This window comes from Methyloparacoccus murrellii (assembly GCF_054657115.1).
In genome coordinates, this window is the sequence record NZ_BAAHXD010000060.1 from 1 (window position 1) to 15,581 (window position 15,581).

Annotated in this window: 13 protein-coding genes; 4 read left to right on the forward strand and 9 right to left on the reverse strand. The window is 68.7% G+C overall.

Annotation, left to right across the window (positions count from 1 at the left end; genetic code table 11):
- Positions 1-1,620: 1,620 nt before the first annotated feature.
- Positions 1,621-2,988 carry an ATP-binding protein gene (locus tag ACYQ1H_RS14015; RefSeq protein WP_460028665.1) on the reverse strand — a complete coding sequence of 456 codons (1,368 nt, stop codon included), beginning with the start codon at positions 2,986-2,988 and terminating at the stop codon, positions 1,621-1,623.
- Positions 2,989-3,714 (reverse strand): response regulator, encoded by a 726-nt coding sequence (locus ACYQ1H_RS14020; RefSeq protein ID WP_460028666.1) that lies wholly within the window; start codon positions 3,712-3,714, stop codon positions 2,989-2,991. It lies immediately after the preceding gene.
- Positions 3,715-3,915: 201 nt separating this feature from the next.
- Between ACYQ1H_RS14020 and ACYQ1H_RS14025 the strand changes: the two genes are divergently transcribed.
- Entirely contained in the window at positions 3,916-4,416 is a 501-nt protein-coding gene (locus ACYQ1H_RS14025) for a Spy/CpxP family protein refolding chaperone (protein WP_460028667.1), read from the forward strand.
- A gap of 116 nt (positions 4,417-4,532) precedes the next feature.
- Here ACYQ1H_RS14025 and amrS read toward each other — a convergent pair whose 3' ends face one another.
- On the reverse strand, positions 4,533-5,642 hold the full coding sequence (gene amrS, locus ACYQ1H_RS14030) for an AmmeMemoRadiSam system radical SAM enzyme (RefSeq protein ID WP_460028668.1): 1,110 nt from the start codon (positions 5,640-5,642) through the stop codon (positions 4,533-4,535).
- Positions 5,639-7,054 (reverse strand): AmmeMemoRadiSam system protein B, encoded by a 1,416-nt coding sequence (amrB, locus tag ACYQ1H_RS14035; RefSeq protein WP_460028669.1) that lies wholly within the window; start codon positions 7,052-7,054, stop codon positions 5,639-5,641. Before amrB ends, amrS begins: the two co-directional genes overlap by 4 nt.
- Before the next feature lie 204 nt (positions 7,055-7,258).
- Between amrB and ACYQ1H_RS14040 the strand changes: the two genes are divergently transcribed.
- Both ACYQ1H_RS14040 and ACYQ1H_RS14045 read left to right on the forward strand, forming a co-directional pair.
- A complete protein-coding gene (locus ACYQ1H_RS14040; RefSeq protein WP_460028670.1) occupies positions 7,259-8,023 on the forward strand; it encodes a tetratricopeptide repeat protein in 765 nt (254 codons plus the stop codon).
- A 101-nt stretch (positions 8,024-8,124) separates the two neighbouring features.
- Positions 8,125-9,330 carry a glycosyltransferase gene (locus tag ACYQ1H_RS14045; RefSeq protein ID WP_460028671.1) on the forward strand — a complete coding sequence of 402 codons (1,206 nt, stop codon included), beginning with the start codon at positions 8,125-8,127 and terminating at the stop codon, positions 9,328-9,330.
- A 51-nt stretch (positions 9,331-9,381) separates the two neighbouring features.
- On the opposite strand, the gene ACYQ1H_RS14050 is transcribed toward ACYQ1H_RS14045, so the two are convergent.
- Entirely contained in the window at positions 9,382-9,726 is a 345-nt protein-coding gene (locus ACYQ1H_RS14050; protein WP_460028672.1) for a DUF4156 domain-containing protein, read from the reverse strand.
- A gap of 142 nt (positions 9,727-9,868) precedes the next feature.
- On the opposite strand from ACYQ1H_RS14050, the gene uvrA reads away from it, so the two are divergent.
- Positions 9,869-12,703 carry an excinuclease ABC subunit UvrA gene (gene uvrA, locus ACYQ1H_RS14055; RefSeq protein ID WP_460028673.1) on the forward strand — a complete coding sequence of 945 codons (2,835 nt, stop codon included), beginning with the start codon at positions 9,869-9,871 and terminating at the stop codon, positions 12,701-12,703.
- Positions 12,704-12,742: 39 nt separating this feature from the next.
- Here the strand turns inward: uvrA and ACYQ1H_RS14060 are convergent, their stop codons facing one another.
- From ACYQ1H_RS14060 to ACYQ1H_RS14075, 4 genes are all read right to left on the reverse strand, one after another.
- Positions 12,743-13,771: a sodium:calcium antiporter gene (locus ACYQ1H_RS14060; protein ID WP_460028674.1), complete on the reverse strand. Its 1,029-nt coding sequence runs from the start codon at positions 13,769-13,771 to the stop codon at positions 12,743-12,745.
- 178 nt (positions 13,772-13,949) lie between these two features.
- Entirely contained in the window at positions 13,950-14,687 is a 738-nt protein-coding gene (locus ACYQ1H_RS14065) for an SDR family NAD(P)-dependent oxidoreductase (protein WP_460028675.1), read from the reverse strand.
- Positions 14,680-15,072, reverse strand: a complete 393-nt coding sequence (locus tag ACYQ1H_RS14070; RefSeq protein ID WP_460028676.1) for a DUF6632 domain-containing protein — start codon at positions 15,070-15,072, stop codon at positions 14,680-14,682. The genes ACYQ1H_RS14065 and ACYQ1H_RS14070 overlap by 8 nt, the downstream gene beginning before the upstream one ends.
- A 1-nt stretch (position 15,073) precedes the next feature.
- Positions 15,074-15,493, reverse strand: a complete 420-nt coding sequence (locus ACYQ1H_RS14075; protein WP_460028677.1) for a cupin domain-containing protein — start codon at positions 15,491-15,493, stop codon at positions 15,074-15,076.
- Between the last annotated feature and the right edge of the window lie 88 nt (positions 15,494-15,581).

Here is a 15,581-nt window from a genome sequence, read left to right on the forward strand (position 1 = left end):
TGAGCGTCGATCTCCCCTGGCTGGGCGAGGTAGTACGGGCCAGGCGGCCGCAACGGTCACCGACTGTGCTGACACCGGAAGAGGTGGCGCGGCTGCTGGCTTACCTGGGGGGGCGCAGGCATTGATGGCCAGATTGTTATACGGCACTGGCCTGCGCTTGATGGCGTGTTTACGTTTGCGGGTGAAGGATGTCGACCGAATACGGAGGGAGGTGACCATCAGGGGGCAAAGGTAACAAGGACCTCATTGCGATGGTAACCCGTAGCCTTGATTCTGGGGCTAGAACACCTCCTCGAGCTCCCCTACCCCGCGCATCTCCTTGATGTCAGGGTTCTCGTCACAGGCTGTGCGGCTGGCTCGTGCCTGATTAACGTCCCCCGGCAACCGCAGGAAACCACGCCGACGAAGACGCCCATGTCATGGCGGGGTTTTGGGGCCCCCGGTGCCGTGCCCAGAAGCGGGGCGCGGGGCAGGTTCCTCCCGCCTTCGCCACCTCGCCGCCGACAGACACCGCCGCGCTCCAGCCCTGATCGCTTGCAGGAGCCCCGGACCCGCGAGGTGAGGGATGCACCCGCGCTGGATTCCGGAGCATGGACAGGGGCCGGAACCGCCCCGGCAGGCGTGGCCAGGCCAGGACGGCAAAACCCAGCATCAGGACCTGGTTGAACGCCACAACCCGATCCTGGAGGGCAGCGGGGGCAGACCGCGGGTCGTGAACACACCGCGCCCACCAGCCCCATGGCCGTGAACAGCCCAAGGGGCCGGCGGCCAACCTGTCCCGCCGCGCCATCGCCTGCCGGTCCAACTTGCCGTTCCACTCGGTCAAAAGGTACAGCGCCTGATCCGGGGACACGCCCACCGGGATGATCATGCGCCCGCCGCCCCTGAGTTGCCCGAGCAGTGGCGCCGGCCCCCCTGTCCGGCGCGCAGGCGAGGATGATGGTAGCGATAGCCATCTCCGATCCATACCCGGACGTTGTCATACCCCAGGCGCTCCAGATCGGCCCGGACATGGGGTTTCGCCCATGGCTCAGTTCCGGCCTCTGCCGCGTCCCGCCGAGGCCATGGCACCGCCCCCACCCCGGCGACCCGGACTACCAAAATCGCCCCCACCCCATGGCCCGGCCGACCCGGCATCGCCACCCCCGCGGCGGCCTGGGCCGGCATGCCCATCGCCTCGATCCGGTGCCGGTGCCGCAGCAGCGCCACGCCGGCCCGGACCGGGTGCCAGATGGCCGTCCCTGCCGCGCCCGTCAGGCCCCCGGGCACCTGCCCGGTCCCAGCGCTCCGGACCGCCCTCGTGATAGCCGCCGCCAGCATGGCCGGGCTCCCGGAAGCCGCCCCGCCAAGCGGGATGAGGCGCCCTGAAGCCATCGCCGTGCCAGGACCCGGGACCGGGTGCGAAGCGACGCTCGGCCAAGTGACCGCCATGCCAGCCGGAATAGGCCGGCCAGCCACTCCAGCCGTAGGCGGGATAGCCCCCGGGGTAACGGCCGGCCGGATAGCCGGGATAAGTGGCGCAGCCGGAAACCAGCCACGCCAGCCAGCACAGCAGAATCCACCTCATGACAGCCTCCTGTCCGGTCGATGATGATCAACACGCCCGCTGCCCCGGCCAGTTCAAGCGGCGGGCCTTGCGCTGGCCGTCGCTGCCAGGCACGGCAGCACCACACTGACGGCCAGCCCGCCCTCCGGCCGGTTGGCGAGATGGATTTCCCCCTGCTGGGCCCGCAGCAGATTGACCGCGATGGCCAGACCGAGGCCGGTTCCCCCCGTTTCCCGCGACCGCGACGCCTCCAGCCGGACAAAAGGCTTGAGCACTTCCGCGAACTGGTCCTCGGGAATGCCGGGGCCCCGATCGCAGACTTGTACCCAAGCCCGGTCACCCTGGCGCCCGGCCGAGACCATCGCCGTGTGGCCATACTTGATGGCGTTGTCGATGATGTTCTCCAGCACCCGGCGCAGGGCATTGGGCCGCGCCATGACCAGCAGACCGGAGCAAGCCGCGGGTTCCCGCCAGGTCACCGGCAGACCGGACTCGGCCAGATCGTCGCAGAGGCTCTGCAACAGGGCCTGGAGATCCAGCGCCTGCAGTGGCTCCACGCTGTCCAGGCTCCGCGCCAGCTCCAGCCCCTCATCCACCAGCGACTGCATGGCGGCCAGATCGCCGCACAGCTTCCGTCGCAACCCGGCATCGGCACAGTTTTCCAGCCGCAGGCGCATGCGCGTCATCGGCGTCTTGAGATCGTGCGTCACGGCCGCGAGAATCTGCGTGCGTTCCGCCATGAAGCCGCGTATGCGGTCCTGCATGGTGTTGAAGGCCCGGATGGCGCGCTGCAACTCGACCGGGCCCGCCACCGCCAGCGCCGGATGGGCGATATCCCGCCCGAAGTCCTCCACCGCCCGGGTCATGCGCTCCAGCGGCCGCAGGGCCAGCCGGATGACGATCCAGGCAACCACGGCCATGACGCCGAGCTCGAAGAGGTCGCGGGTGCGTATCTGCCAGATCGGCCGTTCGGGCCGTGCATGCCGCCGGGTGGTATAGGCCAGCGTCAGTTTCTGGCCGTCCGCGAAGCGCAGGTCGGTGCTGTAGGTCATCGGGCAGCGGGGCGACTCTCCGCAGGCGTCCGTCCACTCGACCCAGGCCCCCTCCACCACCGCCATGTTGTCCAGCCCCAGACTCAGCCGCTCGGCAAAGAGTGGCGCCGGGATGCCCGCCCCGGCAGGGACGAAACCGTCACGGGAGGAACGCCAATCGAGCGACGCCAGCGAACCGATGGCCGGGTCGCGCGACGCCGCCGGCAGCGCCGCCAGCAAGCGGATGGCATCGGTGAGATGATCGACGGCGGCCGTCTCGCGGTTTTCGGCAATCCAGCGGGAGCGCTCGGACGAGTGAATGACGTTGCTCAGCAGGGTCGCCAGCAGAACACCGCCGAGGACGATCAGGAACAGCCGCGCGGACAGCGACAGGGCGGGCAGGCGCGACATCTAGTCGTACTCCGCCTCGACCGCCGCGGCGAGGACATAGCCTTCGTTGCGCAGGGTCTTGATCAGCCGCGGCGCCTTGGCGTCGTCCTGCAGTTTGTGGCGCAGGCGGCTCACGCGCAGGTCGATGGAGCGGTCGAAGGCATCCTGCTCGCGTCCCTTGACCAGATCCATCAGCTGATCGCGGCTGAGGACCCGGTTGGGGTGCGCCAGAAAGACCTTCAGCAGCCGGAATTCGGACATGGACAGAATGACGGTGACAGCGCGCGGCGATGTCAGCTGATGGGTACGGGTATCCAGCAGCCAGCCGGCGAAGCGGTAACGGCACTCCCGCTCCGGCACCAGGTTGGGTGGCAGCGACTGCGCCCGGCGCAGGATGTTGCGGATGCGCGCCAGCAGTTCGCGGGGTTCGAAGGGCTTGGTCAGGTAGTCGTCGGCGCCGAGTTCCAGCCCCAGTATCCGGTCGATCGGTTCGCTCTTCGCCGTCAGCATGAGTACGGGCAGGCTGGCTTGGGCGCGCAGCTTGCGGCACAGGCTCAGGCCGTCCTCGCCCGGCAGCATGAGATCGAGGATGACCAGGTCGATGCGGCTCTGCTCCAGCACGGTGTGCATCTGCCGGCCGTCGACGGCCAGGCTGACCCGGTAGCCGTTCTGGTTCAGGTAGTCCCGGACCAGGGTCCGGATGTCGCGGTCGTCGTCGACGACCAGAAGGTGCGGTTGTGCGTCCATGGGGAATTTTCTAGCGGGTAGCGGAGCCCTTGTCATCGGCCCGGCCCGGCGCGTTTGTATCGTCCTGTATCCGGCAGGGAGCACGACACCTCGCGATACAAACCGGAAACATCCGCGCGTTCGGACGGGTGTTCAATGTCGGCGTGGCGGCGGCAGGCGCCGCCCCCATCCCCGTCATCGACAGCATTATGGAGGTCCACGATGATCACAACCGCCAAGCCCGTCCCGCGCGCGCTCGCCATCCTGGCAAGCCTCGCCGCCGCCGGCATCGCCCAGGCGGCGGAACCCACCTCGCCAGCCACCGGGGCTTCGGCACCCGCCACCCTTGAACGCTGCCCGCAACGGATGCCGCGCGCCGAACGCCGGCGGGAGCAGCTGACCGAGCTGCGCACGGCCCTGCAACTGCAACCCGGGCAGGAAGCATCCTGGGATGCCTGGGCGGCGCTGTTCCAGGGCGACGACGGCCGGCTGAGGCATCAGCACCAGGCCGACTGGGCGACCCTGCCGGTCGTGGAACGGCTGGAAAAACAGCTGGCCTTCAAACAGGCACGCCTGAGGCAGCTTGAGGCACGCCTGGCAGCGACGCGGACGTTCTACGGCAGCCTGACGGCAGCGCAGCGCAAGACCTTCGACACCCGGTTCAGGCCTTGGCCGGAGCATCCCGGGCCGGGAAAATCCGACGGCTCCGGCCCTCAGGGTTGAGGGAACCGCCCGGCGACGGCCCCTGCGTGCAGTCGCCCAAACCTCATCCTCCACCAGCGGAGGGCCCGCCAGCTGGCGCCGGTGCCGGCCGGCCGCGGGCAGCCGGGAGGCTGTCCTCAGACCGCGACCCGCACCGGTATCCGCTGCCGGCCGAAGTGACCGGATTCGGCGGCGAACCGGCCGGCCAGGCGGGTGCCACAGACGCCACAGGCGCCGTCGGGCCCCAGCGCGTAGCGGGTGACGACATGCCAGTCGCGCTCGATCAGGACGGCGCCGCAGCCAGTGCAGGCGGTCGTGCCGCTCTCGGGGTCGCGCACGTTGCCCAGGTAGACATGCGCCAGGCCGTTCGCCCGGGCCATGCGGCGCGCGCGGCGCAGGGTTGCCGCCGGCGTGCGGCCGGTGCCGGTCAGCTTGTAGGCAGGATGAAAGGCCGTGAAGTGCAGCGGCACGTCGCTACCCAGCTGCTCCGCGATCCAGCGGGTCATGGCGTCCAGTTCGGCGTCGCCGTCGTTCAGACCCGGGATCAGCAGCGTGGTGATCTCCAGCCAGCAGTCCGTCTCGTGGTGAACGTAGCGCAGGGTATCCAGGACAGGCGCCAGATGCGAGCCGGTCTGGCGGACATAGAAATCGTCTGAGAAAGCCTTGAGGTCGATATTGGCGGCATCCATTCTGGCGAAGAAGTCCCGCCGCGGCGCGGCATGGAGGTAGCCGGCCGTCACCGCGACCGTTCCCAGCCCCAGCGCATGGCATGCATCGGCGGTGTCCATGGCGTACTCGGCGAAGATCACCGGGTCGTTGTAGGTAAAGGCGACACTCCGGCAACCGCTCGTCCGGGCCACCTCGGCGATGCGGGCGGGACTGGCGGCATCCTGCAGGCGGTCCATTTCCCGGCTCCTGGAGATGTCCCAGTTCTGGCAGAACTTGCAGGCCAGGTTGCAGCCGGCGGTGCCGAAGGAGAACACCGGGGTGCCGGGGTAAAAATGATTCAGCGGCTTCTTCTCGATCGGATCGATGCAGAAACCCGAGCTGCGGCCATAGGTCGTCAGCACCATGGCATCGTCCTGGCGGGCACGGACGAAGCACAGGCCGCGCTGCCCCTCGTACAGACGGCATTCGCGCGGGCAGAGGTCGCACTGCACGCGGCCATCCGCCAGCCGGTGCCACCAGCGGGCCGGATGGGCCTCGCCCGGGCGCGGGGCGTTGCTGTCGCCGGTCGTGGCGTTCATCGCGGCACCGCCCCCGCTTCGCGGAACAGCCGGACCGCATAACGCGACAGCTCGACGTCATCGGCCCAGAAATCGGCGGGCAGGCCGGCCTTGCGCTTCAGCGCCGCCAGAAAATCGCCGGCCACCGGCAGTTGCGACCAGACCTGCGGCAGGAAGGTGCTGCGATGCCGACCCCAGCGGAAGATCACGCCATCCCGCCCCGGACGCAGCGCCGCCAGGGCCTCGGCTTCCGAGTCGACGGACAATCGCTGCGGCGTCTCCAGGACCGAGACCTCGATTTCCAGCGCGTCCCACTCGTCCACCCGCAGGGGCGCAAAGCGGGGATCCTCGAAGGCCGCGCGCCGGGCGTTGCGGCGCACGTCCACATCCAGCGGCGCCACGCCCACGTCCAGCCGGCCGATGCAACCGCGCAGGCGCCCGTGATGGTGCAGGGTGACAAAGGTGGCGCCCGGCCGCGCCAGCGCCGCATGCGGCGGTTCCTCGCGGCAGGGTAAGCCCAGAGGCGCCGCGATGGCATTGCGGGCGCGGCTCAGGAGCGCCTGCCCCAGGCGCTGCGCATCGTCGGCGTCGGTCTCCCACCGGGCGGCCGGCGGCCAGAAGGCCAGCGCCGCATAGCCGACCACCCGTGTCGCGTCGCCAGTGACAGCGCCGGAATGGCAATACCCGAGCAACGCGGGGCGCAGGCCATGCCGCGCGGCGACGTGCAGCGCACCATTGAGGGGATGGGCGCCACAGGCATCGTCGGGCGCCAGGGTAGCGTCCAGGGCCTCGATGCGCCGCAGCGTCCCGGCATCGCGATGCCGGGCCTGCGCATCGCTCAGGAAGTGGGAGAGATCGCTGCTGACGACGATCACGGTCTCCTCGCCACCCCAGAGCCGCTCCAGCACGCCGGCCACGCTGCCGGCGGCGGCCTGGCCGACGACCAGGGGCACCAGCGCGAAGGCATCCAGCGCCGTTTGCAGGAACGGCAGCTGCACTTCCAGGGCATGCTCGCGGGCATGCGCGCCGTCGTCGAAGGTGACGTCCGGCAGGTCCGAGATCCGCGCCATGGCCTCCCGGTCCAGCGGGACCGGACCCAGGGGGGTGTCGAATGCCGCGACCGTCGGCAACGCCAGGCCCGGCAGCACCACGCGGTGGGCAGGCCCCAGCAGCACCACCCGACGGATGCGCTCGCGGAACGGTGCCAATAAGGCATGGCCCCGTGCGGCCATCGCTCCGGAATAGACATAGCCGGCATGCGGCACCACGATCAGCTTCGGCGGCTGGCTGCCGGGCGACGGGGCGGATGCCGTCAGCCAGGCCAGCACCTGCTCGCGCAGCGCGCCCGGGCTGGCGGGATAAAAGCGTCCGGACACGGCGGCAGGGCGATGGCCGAGAGGCGGATGAGGCAGGCGGGACGACACGGTGGCCATGAGGCGATCTCGGCAAGGTGAAAGAGCGGCTGGAAAATACTGTGGTGCCGACAGGGAACTCAATCAAGGGTCCGCCACTCTGCCAGCTTCCGCCGGCCCCTGAAATCGGCGGGAAGAGAGGCCTATAATCCCGCGCTTCCTCTGGCGTCTGATCGCCTCGAAACCGAAGCCCTGCGCAACCCGACCTCGACGCATCGTCCCGAGATGGCAACCCGTTTCACGGAAATCCGAAAGACCCTGCTGCCTGTCCTGCCGCCAGCCACCGCATGGCTGGCCGCCGTGACCTTCGCCTGGCTGCTGGCCCTGTCGCCGATGGCCGACGCCACCGGTGAAGCTGCCGCGGTACGGGCCGTCGACGAGCTGAAGACGGCGTGGGCCGAGATCTTCTACCGGCAGCCGCGCGACCAGCAGACACCCAAGCTCGAAGCCCTGCTGCCGCGGGTGCGGGAGCTCGCCCGGCGCTATCCGCAGGCGGCCGAGCCGCTGATCATGGAAACCTTGATCCTCTGCGCCCTGGCGGCGGCCGATGGGGGCTTCGGCGCCCTGGGCAAGTTGCGGGACGCGCGGGAGCTCCTGGAAAAGTCCCTGAAGCTGGATCCCCTGGCCATGGAAGGCAGCGGCTTCGTCATCCTCGGCAATCTCTACTACCGGCTGCCCGGCTGGCCCATCTCCTTCGGCGACAACGAGCTGGCGCGCCGCCACCTGGAAACCGCCCTGCGGTTCTTTCCCGACGCCCTAGACACCAACTACTTCTACGGGGATTTCCTGCTGGAGCAGGGCGACTTCAGGAACGCCCTCATCCACCTGGAAAAGGCGGAAAAGGCCCCGGTCCGCGACGATGCCCGCCTCTCCGACTTGCAGCTGAAACAGGAGCTGAAACAGGCCCTGAAGGATGCCCGCGAGCGGAACCTGGATCGCTCCAGCTTTTTCAGCCGGTTCCTGGCCATCTTCCGGAAATCGCCATCATGAAGGTCCGGGGACAAGCGTCCCCCACGACGCCGACATGCTGGCCCCATCACCAGACCATCGACACGATCGCCATTTTTTCAACAGGGATGAGGAGTTGACGCATGAATCATGAAACGGTCCTGATGCTGCCGCTGCTGGGGCTGCTGAGCTGGGTCTGGCTGTTCTATCTTTGGCAGCGGCGGGCCATTCGCGACCGCCCCGACCCGATCGAACCGACGGGCTACCCCTCCCTGACCATCATCCGCCCGATCAAGGGCATGGACAGCGGCATGGAAGAAAACCTGCGCGCCGCCTTCGACCACGGCTACCCCGGCGGGGTCGAGATCCTGTTCGTCTTCGACGATGGCAGCGAGCCGGCCCTGCCGCTGGTGGAAAAGGTGATGGCGGAAATGGCCCGGACCGGCGCCATGGTCGACAGCCGTGTCATTTTCTCGGGTCAGCCGCCCGCCAACCGCACGGGCAAGCTCAATGCCATGATTGCCGGCCTCGCGGCGGCCCGCAACGAGCTGATCGCCTTCGTCGATTCCGACATCCGCCAGGATCGGGACGACCTGCGCATACTGGTGGCAACCCTGCTCGCGGACGCCCGGACGGGTTCGGCCTTCCCGACGGTGGTCTCCATGGCGCCACCGCGAACCCTCGGCGACGTGGGCTACGCCCTGATGATCAACGGGCTGTACGAGCCTGCCGCGCTGGCAACCGCGCACCAGATGGGTGGCACGCTGCCCTTCATCATGGGGCACATGATGGTGTTCAGGCGCGCTGCCCTGGCTGCGATCGGCGGGCTGGAAGCCGCGGAGGGCCAGCTGGTCGACGACATGTACCTGGGACGCTGCCTGAACCTGGCAGGCTACCGCAACAGGCTCTCGCCAAAGCCGGCGGCCATCATCCAGCAGGACCTGTCGCTGGACGAGTTCACCCAGGTTCTGGTGCGCTGGATCGCCTTCTCCATGTCCGGCCTGCCGGTCCTGACCTGCAAACTGCCGCACTGGCTGACCGGGATGGCCTTCTGGAGCGGGCTGATCGCCGCCCTCTGGGCCGGCGCGGTCGGGAGCCTGCCGCTGGCGCTGTTCGCCGCCACGCTGCCGCTATCCGTCTCGCTGACCATCAACGACCTGCATTTCCGCATGGCAGGGTCCCGGGTGCCGGCGAAATTCGCCTGGGGATCGCTGCTGATCTGGCTGGTCGCGCCCCTGGTTTACGTCCAGATATGGACCCGGCGGGAGGTCAACTGGCGCGGCCGCCATTACCGGCTCGACCGCGGCTCGCGGCTGGACGGGAAGGTTGCCGACAGGGTGGCGCCTTGAGGTAGCCCCCGGCACGCCGGGTACGGATGGCCGGTCTTGCGGGGCCGGCGGCTACCCCTCGCAGCGGTAGGCCTTGCCGATCAGGGTGGAATTGACGGTGCCGCCGCCGAGCTCGTGCTGGGCGTTCTGCTGCTGCTGGATCAGCACCGCGTTGGCGCCCAGGCGCGCGGCATCGTTCTTGATGGCATTGCGGGCGCCCAGCATGAGGTTTTCGTTGGCGGTGAAGGTCCCGGAGAAACGGTTGCCCTGGCTGCCCATGACATCGCCCACATAGGTGCACTTCCTGACCTCCTTGAGCGCCGTCATGATCTCGACGCGCTCGGCGCCCTTGTTCAGGGGATTGGCCGCACAGCCGGCCAGGGAGACCAGCGCGGCAAGCATCAGCAGTTTCTTCATGGTGTCCTCGTCAGAATAATCGCCGTTGGGACCTCGAACACGCGGTCGGTCCACATCGGTCAAAACGCTACGCCGTATAATTCCGGGGGTCAAGCCAGCGGATTGCACCGGCTCCCTCCTCCCTCCCGCCATCGTTTTCGCCATGGACTACATCCGCATCCGCGGTGCCCGCACGCACAACCTGCGGAACATCAATCTCGACCTGCCGCGCGACCGCCTGATCGTGATCACCGGCCTGTCGGGGTCCGGCAAGTCCTCGCTGGCCTTCGACACCATCTACGCCGAGGGCCAGCGCCGCTACGTGGAGTCCCTGTCGGCCTACGCCCGGCAATTCCTGTCGGTGATGGAGAAACCCGACGTCGACCATATCGAGGGGCTGTCGCCAGCCATCTCGATCGAGCAGAAATCGACTTCGCACAACCCGCGCTCGACGGTCGGCACCATCACCGAGATCTACGATTACCTGCGTCTGCTGTATGCCCGCGTCGGCATCCCGCGCTGCCCCGAACACGGTGTGTCGCTGACCGCGCAGACCATCAGCCAGATGGTCGATCAGGTGATGGCCGAGCCGGTGGACAGCCGCTGGATGCTGCTGGCGCCGGTGGTGAGCGAGCGCAAGGGCGAGCATGTGCAGGTCCTGGAGGACCTGCGCAACCGGGGTTTCGTCCGCGCCCGCATCGACGGCGAGGTCTGCGAGCTGGACGATCCGCCCAGGCTGGAGCTGCGCAAGAAGCACACCATCGAGGCGGTGGTCGACCGCTTCAGGGTACGGCCGGACCTGGCCATCCGCCTGGCGGAATCCTTCGAGACCGCGCTGAAGCTGGCGGGTGGCATCGCCCTGGTGGTCTCGATGGACGATCCGGCCCGCAGCCTGATGCTCTCCGACCAGTACGCCTGTCCGCACTGCGGCTATGCGCTGAGCGAGCTGGAGCCGCGCATCTTTTCCTTCAACAACCCCAAGGGCGCCTGCCCTGCCTGCGACGGGCTGGGGGTGCGGCAGTACTTCGACCCCCGGCTGGTGGTCCACAGCCCCCACCTGAGCCTGGCCGACGGCGCGGTGCGCAACTGGGACCAGCGCAACGCCCACTACTACCGGCTGATCCTGTCGCTGGCCGTGCATTACGGCTTCGACCCCGAGCAGCCCTTCGAACAGCTGCCGGAAGCCGTCAGGGAGGTGATCCTGCATGGCAGCGGCCGCGAGGCCATCGCCTTCGAGACCCTGAGCGCGCGTGGCGCGCCGGTCACCCAGCGGCACCGCTTCGAGGGCGTCATCCCCAACCTGGAACGCCGCTACCGCGAGACCGACTCGCCGGCGGTGCGCGAGGAGCTGGCCCGCTACCAGGCCAGCAAGCCCTGCCCCGACTGCCAGGGCGCGCGCCTCAACCGCGCCGCCCGCCATGTGTTCATCGAGGGGCATCCCTTGCCCGAACTGACCGCCCTGCCCATCCGCCGCGCGGTCGCCTTCTTCGAACAACTGGATCTGCCCGGCCAGCGCGGCGAGGTGGCGGAGAGGATCGTCAAGGAAATCCGCGAGCGCCTGAGCTTCCTGGTCAACGTGGGGCTAGACTACCTGACTCTGGATCGCAGCGCCGACACGCTGTCCGGCGGCGAGGCGCAACGCATCCGCCTGGCCAGTCAGGTCGGCGCCGGCCTGGTGGGCGTGATGTACGTGCTCGACGAGCCCTCCATCGGCCTGCATCAGCGCGACAACCAGCGCCTGCTCGACACGCTGCTGCACCTGCGCGATCTCGGCAACACGGTGATCGTGGTCGAGCACGACGAGGATGCCATCCGTCTGGCCGATCATGTCGTCGACATCGGTCCCGGCGCGGGTGTCCATGGCGGCCGGATCGTGGCGGAAGGCTCGCCCGAGGCGATCATGGCGCATCCGGATTCGCTGACCGGCCAGTACCTGTCGGGACGGGAGACCATCGAGGTGCCGGAGGAGCGCTGGCCCTTCGACCCCGAGCGCGTGCTGCTGCTGCGGGGCGCCAGCGGCAACAACCTCAAGGGCGTCGACGCGCGCTTCCCGGTCGGCCTGCTGACCTGCGTGACCGGGGTGTCCGGCTCCGGCAAGTCCACCCTGGTCAACGACACCCTGCACCGGCTGGCCGCGCGCGAGCTGAACGGCGCCACCGCCGCCCCGGCGCCCTGCGCCGGCATCGAGGGGCTGGAGCACTTCGACAAGGTGGTGGACATCGACCAGAGCCCCATCGGCCGCACGCCCCGCTCCAACCCCGCCACCTACACCCAGGTGTTCACGCCGATCCGCGAGCTGTTCGCGGCGACGCCGGAGGCCCGCTCGCGCGGCTACACCCCGGGCCGCTTCAGCTTCAACGTCAAGGGCGGACGCTGCGAGGCCTGCGCCGGCGACGGCGTCATCAAGGTGGAGATGCACTTCTTGCCCGATATCTTCGTCAATTGCGACATCTGCCAGGGCCGGCGCTACAACCGCGAGACCCTGGAAATCCGCTACAAGGGCAAGACCATCCACGAGGTGCTGAGCATGACGGTGGAGGAAGCCGCCGAATTCTTCTCGGCCATCCCGACGGTGGCCCGCAAGCTCGACACCCTGATGGATGTCGGCCTCGGCTACATCACCCTGGGCCAGAACGCCGTGACGCTCTCCGGCGGCGAGGCCCAGCGGGTCAAGCTGGCGCGGGAACTGTCCAAGCGCGACACCGGCAAGACCCTGTACATCCTCGACGAACCCACCACCGGCCTGCATTTCCACGACATCCGCCAGCTCCTGGGCGTGCTGCACCAGCTGCGCGACCATGGCAACACCGTGATCGTCATCGAGCACAATCTCGATGTGATCAAGACCGCCGACTGGATCATCGATCTCGGCCCCGAGGGCGGCGAGGGCGGCGGCCGCATCATCGCCGCAGGCAGCCCGGAAACCGTGGCGGCCGATCCCGGCTCGCACACCGGGCTGTTCCTGCGGCAGATCCTGGCGCGGCAGGCGGCGGGCTGAAACCGGCGGCGGAGCTCCCGGGATCGCCCGGGGCGGTGCTCAGCCGCCGATCACGATCGCCCTGCCGTCCTGGCTCAGATAGAGCACCGCCGCGTTGAGCACGTACAGGGACAGGATCAGCAGGCTGACCCAGCCGACCGTCCTCAGCACCCGGCTCTTCGGACGGTAGAGCAGCCCGACCACTGCGACGCCGGTCATCATGATCGCCGACTGGGTCGAAACCAGGTGCAGCGGCGAGACGGCGGCCAGCAACGGCCCCTTGGTATAAGCCAGATCGTCCACGGCGACGATGAACAGGTCGAACAGGTTGCTGCCGAACAGATTGCTCATGGCCATGTCCAGGGCACCGATGCGGATGGCCGACAGCGTCACCGCCAGCTCGGGCAGGGAGGTGGCCATCGCCACGAACAGGGTGCCGACGAAGGTCCGGTCCCAGCCCATCGCCGTGGCCATGTGCTCGGCCGTCATCGGCAGCCGCAGGCCGACGAGCACCACCAGGGTGGCAGCGGCGAGATAGCGCCAGACGGCCTGGAGCAGGCTCATCCGCGGATGACGCTCGGCCAGTTCGCCTGCATGCTCCCTGAGGTTCTTCCGCTCGTACTGGAAAACCGTGTAGACGGCGATGAGGTAGAGCAGCACGATCGCCAGCGAGGTAACGCCGACATGGCCGACGACCAGGCCGGTCGCACGCTTGCCCAGCAGGATGCTGAAGGCGACCAGGGCCAGCAGGATGACGCCGAAACCGGCCGACAGGATATGCCCCTGGCTGAGCCGGGTATAGACCGGGGCCTCCCGGTGCAGGAAATCCAGCATCACGATCAGCAGCAGATTGAAGACGCAGCTGCCGATCGCATCGCCCAGGGCAATATTGGGCGCGTCGACCAGCCGCACGGCACTGATGCCGGTCACCAGTTCCGGCAGGGAGGTCACGCTGGCCATCATCGCCAGCCCCACCCAGGTACCGCCGAGTCCGGTCTTCTCGGCAATGGCATCGCCGTAAAGCGTCAGGTAGAAGCCGGCCAGGCCCAGGCTGCCGGCCAGAAGCAGAAATTCCAGGAAAATGCTCAAGCAAAGGGTCTCGCGGAAAACGGGAGAAGGCGCCAGGCGCCGAAATCCCCGCCTGCCGTACCGATCGCCATCCCGGTGGCGGGCGACCTGGCCGACGGGTCTGGCCCCGCATTCTAGGCGCAGATGCCGCACGCCCGCACGCCACCCGAGCCGGTGGCTGGTGACAAGCCGGCCTGCCTCAGAAGCTCTCCAGACAGGGACGCAGATCCAGCTCGTGCGTCCAGGCGGAGCGTGGCTGCTGGTGCAAGGCCCAGTAGGTCCCGGCGATGGCGACCGGGTCCAGCAGGCCCTCGGGTCCCTTGGCGGCGACGAAGTCGGGAAACTGCGCGCGGGCCCGGTCGCCATCGATGACCCCGTCGATGACCGCGTGCACGACATGGATGCCCTGTGGCCCGTACTCCCGGGCCAGGCCCTGGGCGAGCGCGCGCAGCCCCGCCTTGGCGGCGGCGAAGGCGGTGAAGGGCGGGCGGGCCCGCAGCGAAGCCGTGGCGCCGGTGACGATCAGCGTGCCACGCTGCCGTGGCAGGAAATGGCGTATCGCCTCCCGGGCGACCAGGAAACCCCCCAGGCAATTCTGTCGCCACAGGTCCTCGAACAGTTCGAGACCGGTATCCAGCAGGGGTGCCCGCTCGTTGCGATCGACGTTGTAGACCACCAGTTCCGGTTCCGTGCGTTCCGCAACCTGCTGGAACAGGTACCGGATGTCCGTCTCCGAGGTGGCGTCGCCGAACAGCGGCAGGATCGTCCCCGGCCCCGCATCGAGGCTGCTGACGGTGGCGCGCAGGCGATCCGGCGTCCGGCCGACGGCAAACACGGTCAGCCCCTGGCGGGCGAAGTAGCCGGCCAGCCCGGCGCCCAGCCCGTGGACAGGCCCCACGCCGACCACCACCGCCGAACGCGGGTGCGGCTTACCCATGCGCGGCCTCCTGCCGCACTGGCATCAGATACCAGAGCACGCCCGCGACCAGGAACAGCGCCGGCACATCGCCGACCAGGTTGGCGCGCTCGGTCTCGTCGACCAGCGCGTGGCCGAGCATGATGGCGCCGTGCACGATGTTCGACGCGATGGTGAACCAGATCAGGCTGGCATGGGCGGCCGGGTCCCGCGCGGCCCGCAGCAGGAAGACCCCCAGCGTCGAATAGACGCCCATGATCATGTGCTCGTACTTGGGTTGCGGCGGATTCCAGCCCCACCCGGAGGGCCACAGCCACAGCATCAGCACCGGCACGCCGACGAGGTAGACCCAGCCGAAGACGCGCAGGGCGGTCCTCAGGCAGCGGTCGCGATCCGCTTCCCGCACGTTAGTGCCCCCCCGCCGACGGCTGGGCAAGCGGGGCGATCTCGAAGATCACCATTTCCGCGTCGGAACCGCCGATGCTCTGGACCGTCATCGCGGAACCGGTCTCCCAGAAGACATCGCCGGGACCGTAGTCGCGGATTTGCCCATGGTCCTCGACGCGCAGCCGGCCCTTGAGAACATAGCGGGGACCGGCGCCCTCATGGGTATGCAGGGGCGTCTTGTAGCCGGAGGGAAACTGCACGCGGATCACGCGCGCCTGGGGGCTGGCTCCGAGCGGCGGCAAGGCCTGCATCATCAGGATCTGGCGACTCATGCCCGGCGCGGGCGATGCCGGTTCCTCGGCCCGGGCCGACGGTGCCAAGAGGACCAGTACGCCGAGCAGAAGCCCGCCTGGCGTGGCGGAACGAAGTGGTGTTGTCATGGTGGAATGCCTCGCTGCTGTCATGGGATGGCCGGGAGGAGGGCGGGCCGGCCAGGCCGCCCGCCCTCCATGCCCGGGACGGCGACCG

Coding starts and splice junctions, on each gene's coding strand:
- ACYQ1H_RS14015 (WP_460028665.1), bottom strand. CDS start 2,988: ATGTCGCGCCTGCCCGCCCTGTCGCTGTCCGCGCGGCTGTTCCTGATC.
- ACYQ1H_RS14020 (WP_460028666.1), bottom strand. CDS start 3,714: ATGGACGCACAACCGCACCTTCTGGTCGTCGACGACGACCGCGACATC.
- ACYQ1H_RS14025 (WP_460028667.1), top strand. CDS start 3,916: ATGATCACAACCGCCAAGCCCGTCCCGCGCGCGCTCGCCATCCTGGCA.
- amrS (WP_460028668.1), bottom strand. CDS start 5,642: ATGAACGCCACGACCGGCGACAGCAACGCCCCGCGCCCGGGCGAGGCC.
- amrB (WP_460028669.1), bottom strand. CDS start 7,054: ATGGCCACCGTGTCGTCCCGCCTGCCTCATCCGCCTCTCGGCCATCGC.
- ACYQ1H_RS14040 (WP_460028670.1), top strand. CDS start 7,259: ATGGCAACCCGTTTCACGGAAATCCGAAAGACCCTGCTGCCTGTCCTG.
- ACYQ1H_RS14045 (WP_460028671.1), top strand. CDS start 8,125: ATGAATCATGAAACGGTCCTGATGCTGCCGCTGCTGGGGCTGCTGAGC.
- ACYQ1H_RS14050 (WP_460028672.1), bottom strand. CDS start 9,726: ATGAAGAAACTGCTGATGCTTGCCGCGCTGGTCTCCCTGGCCGGCTGT.
- uvrA (WP_460028673.1), top strand. CDS start 9,869: ATGGACTACATCCGCATCCGCGGTGCCCGCACGCACAACCTGCGGAAC.
- ACYQ1H_RS14065 (WP_460028675.1), bottom strand. CDS start 14,687: ATGGGTAAGCCGCACCCGCGTTCGGCGGTGGTGGTCGGCGTGGGGCCT.
- ACYQ1H_RS14075 (WP_460028677.1), bottom strand. CDS start 15,493: ATGACAACACCACTTCGTTCCGCCACGCCAGGCGGGCTTCTGCTCGGC.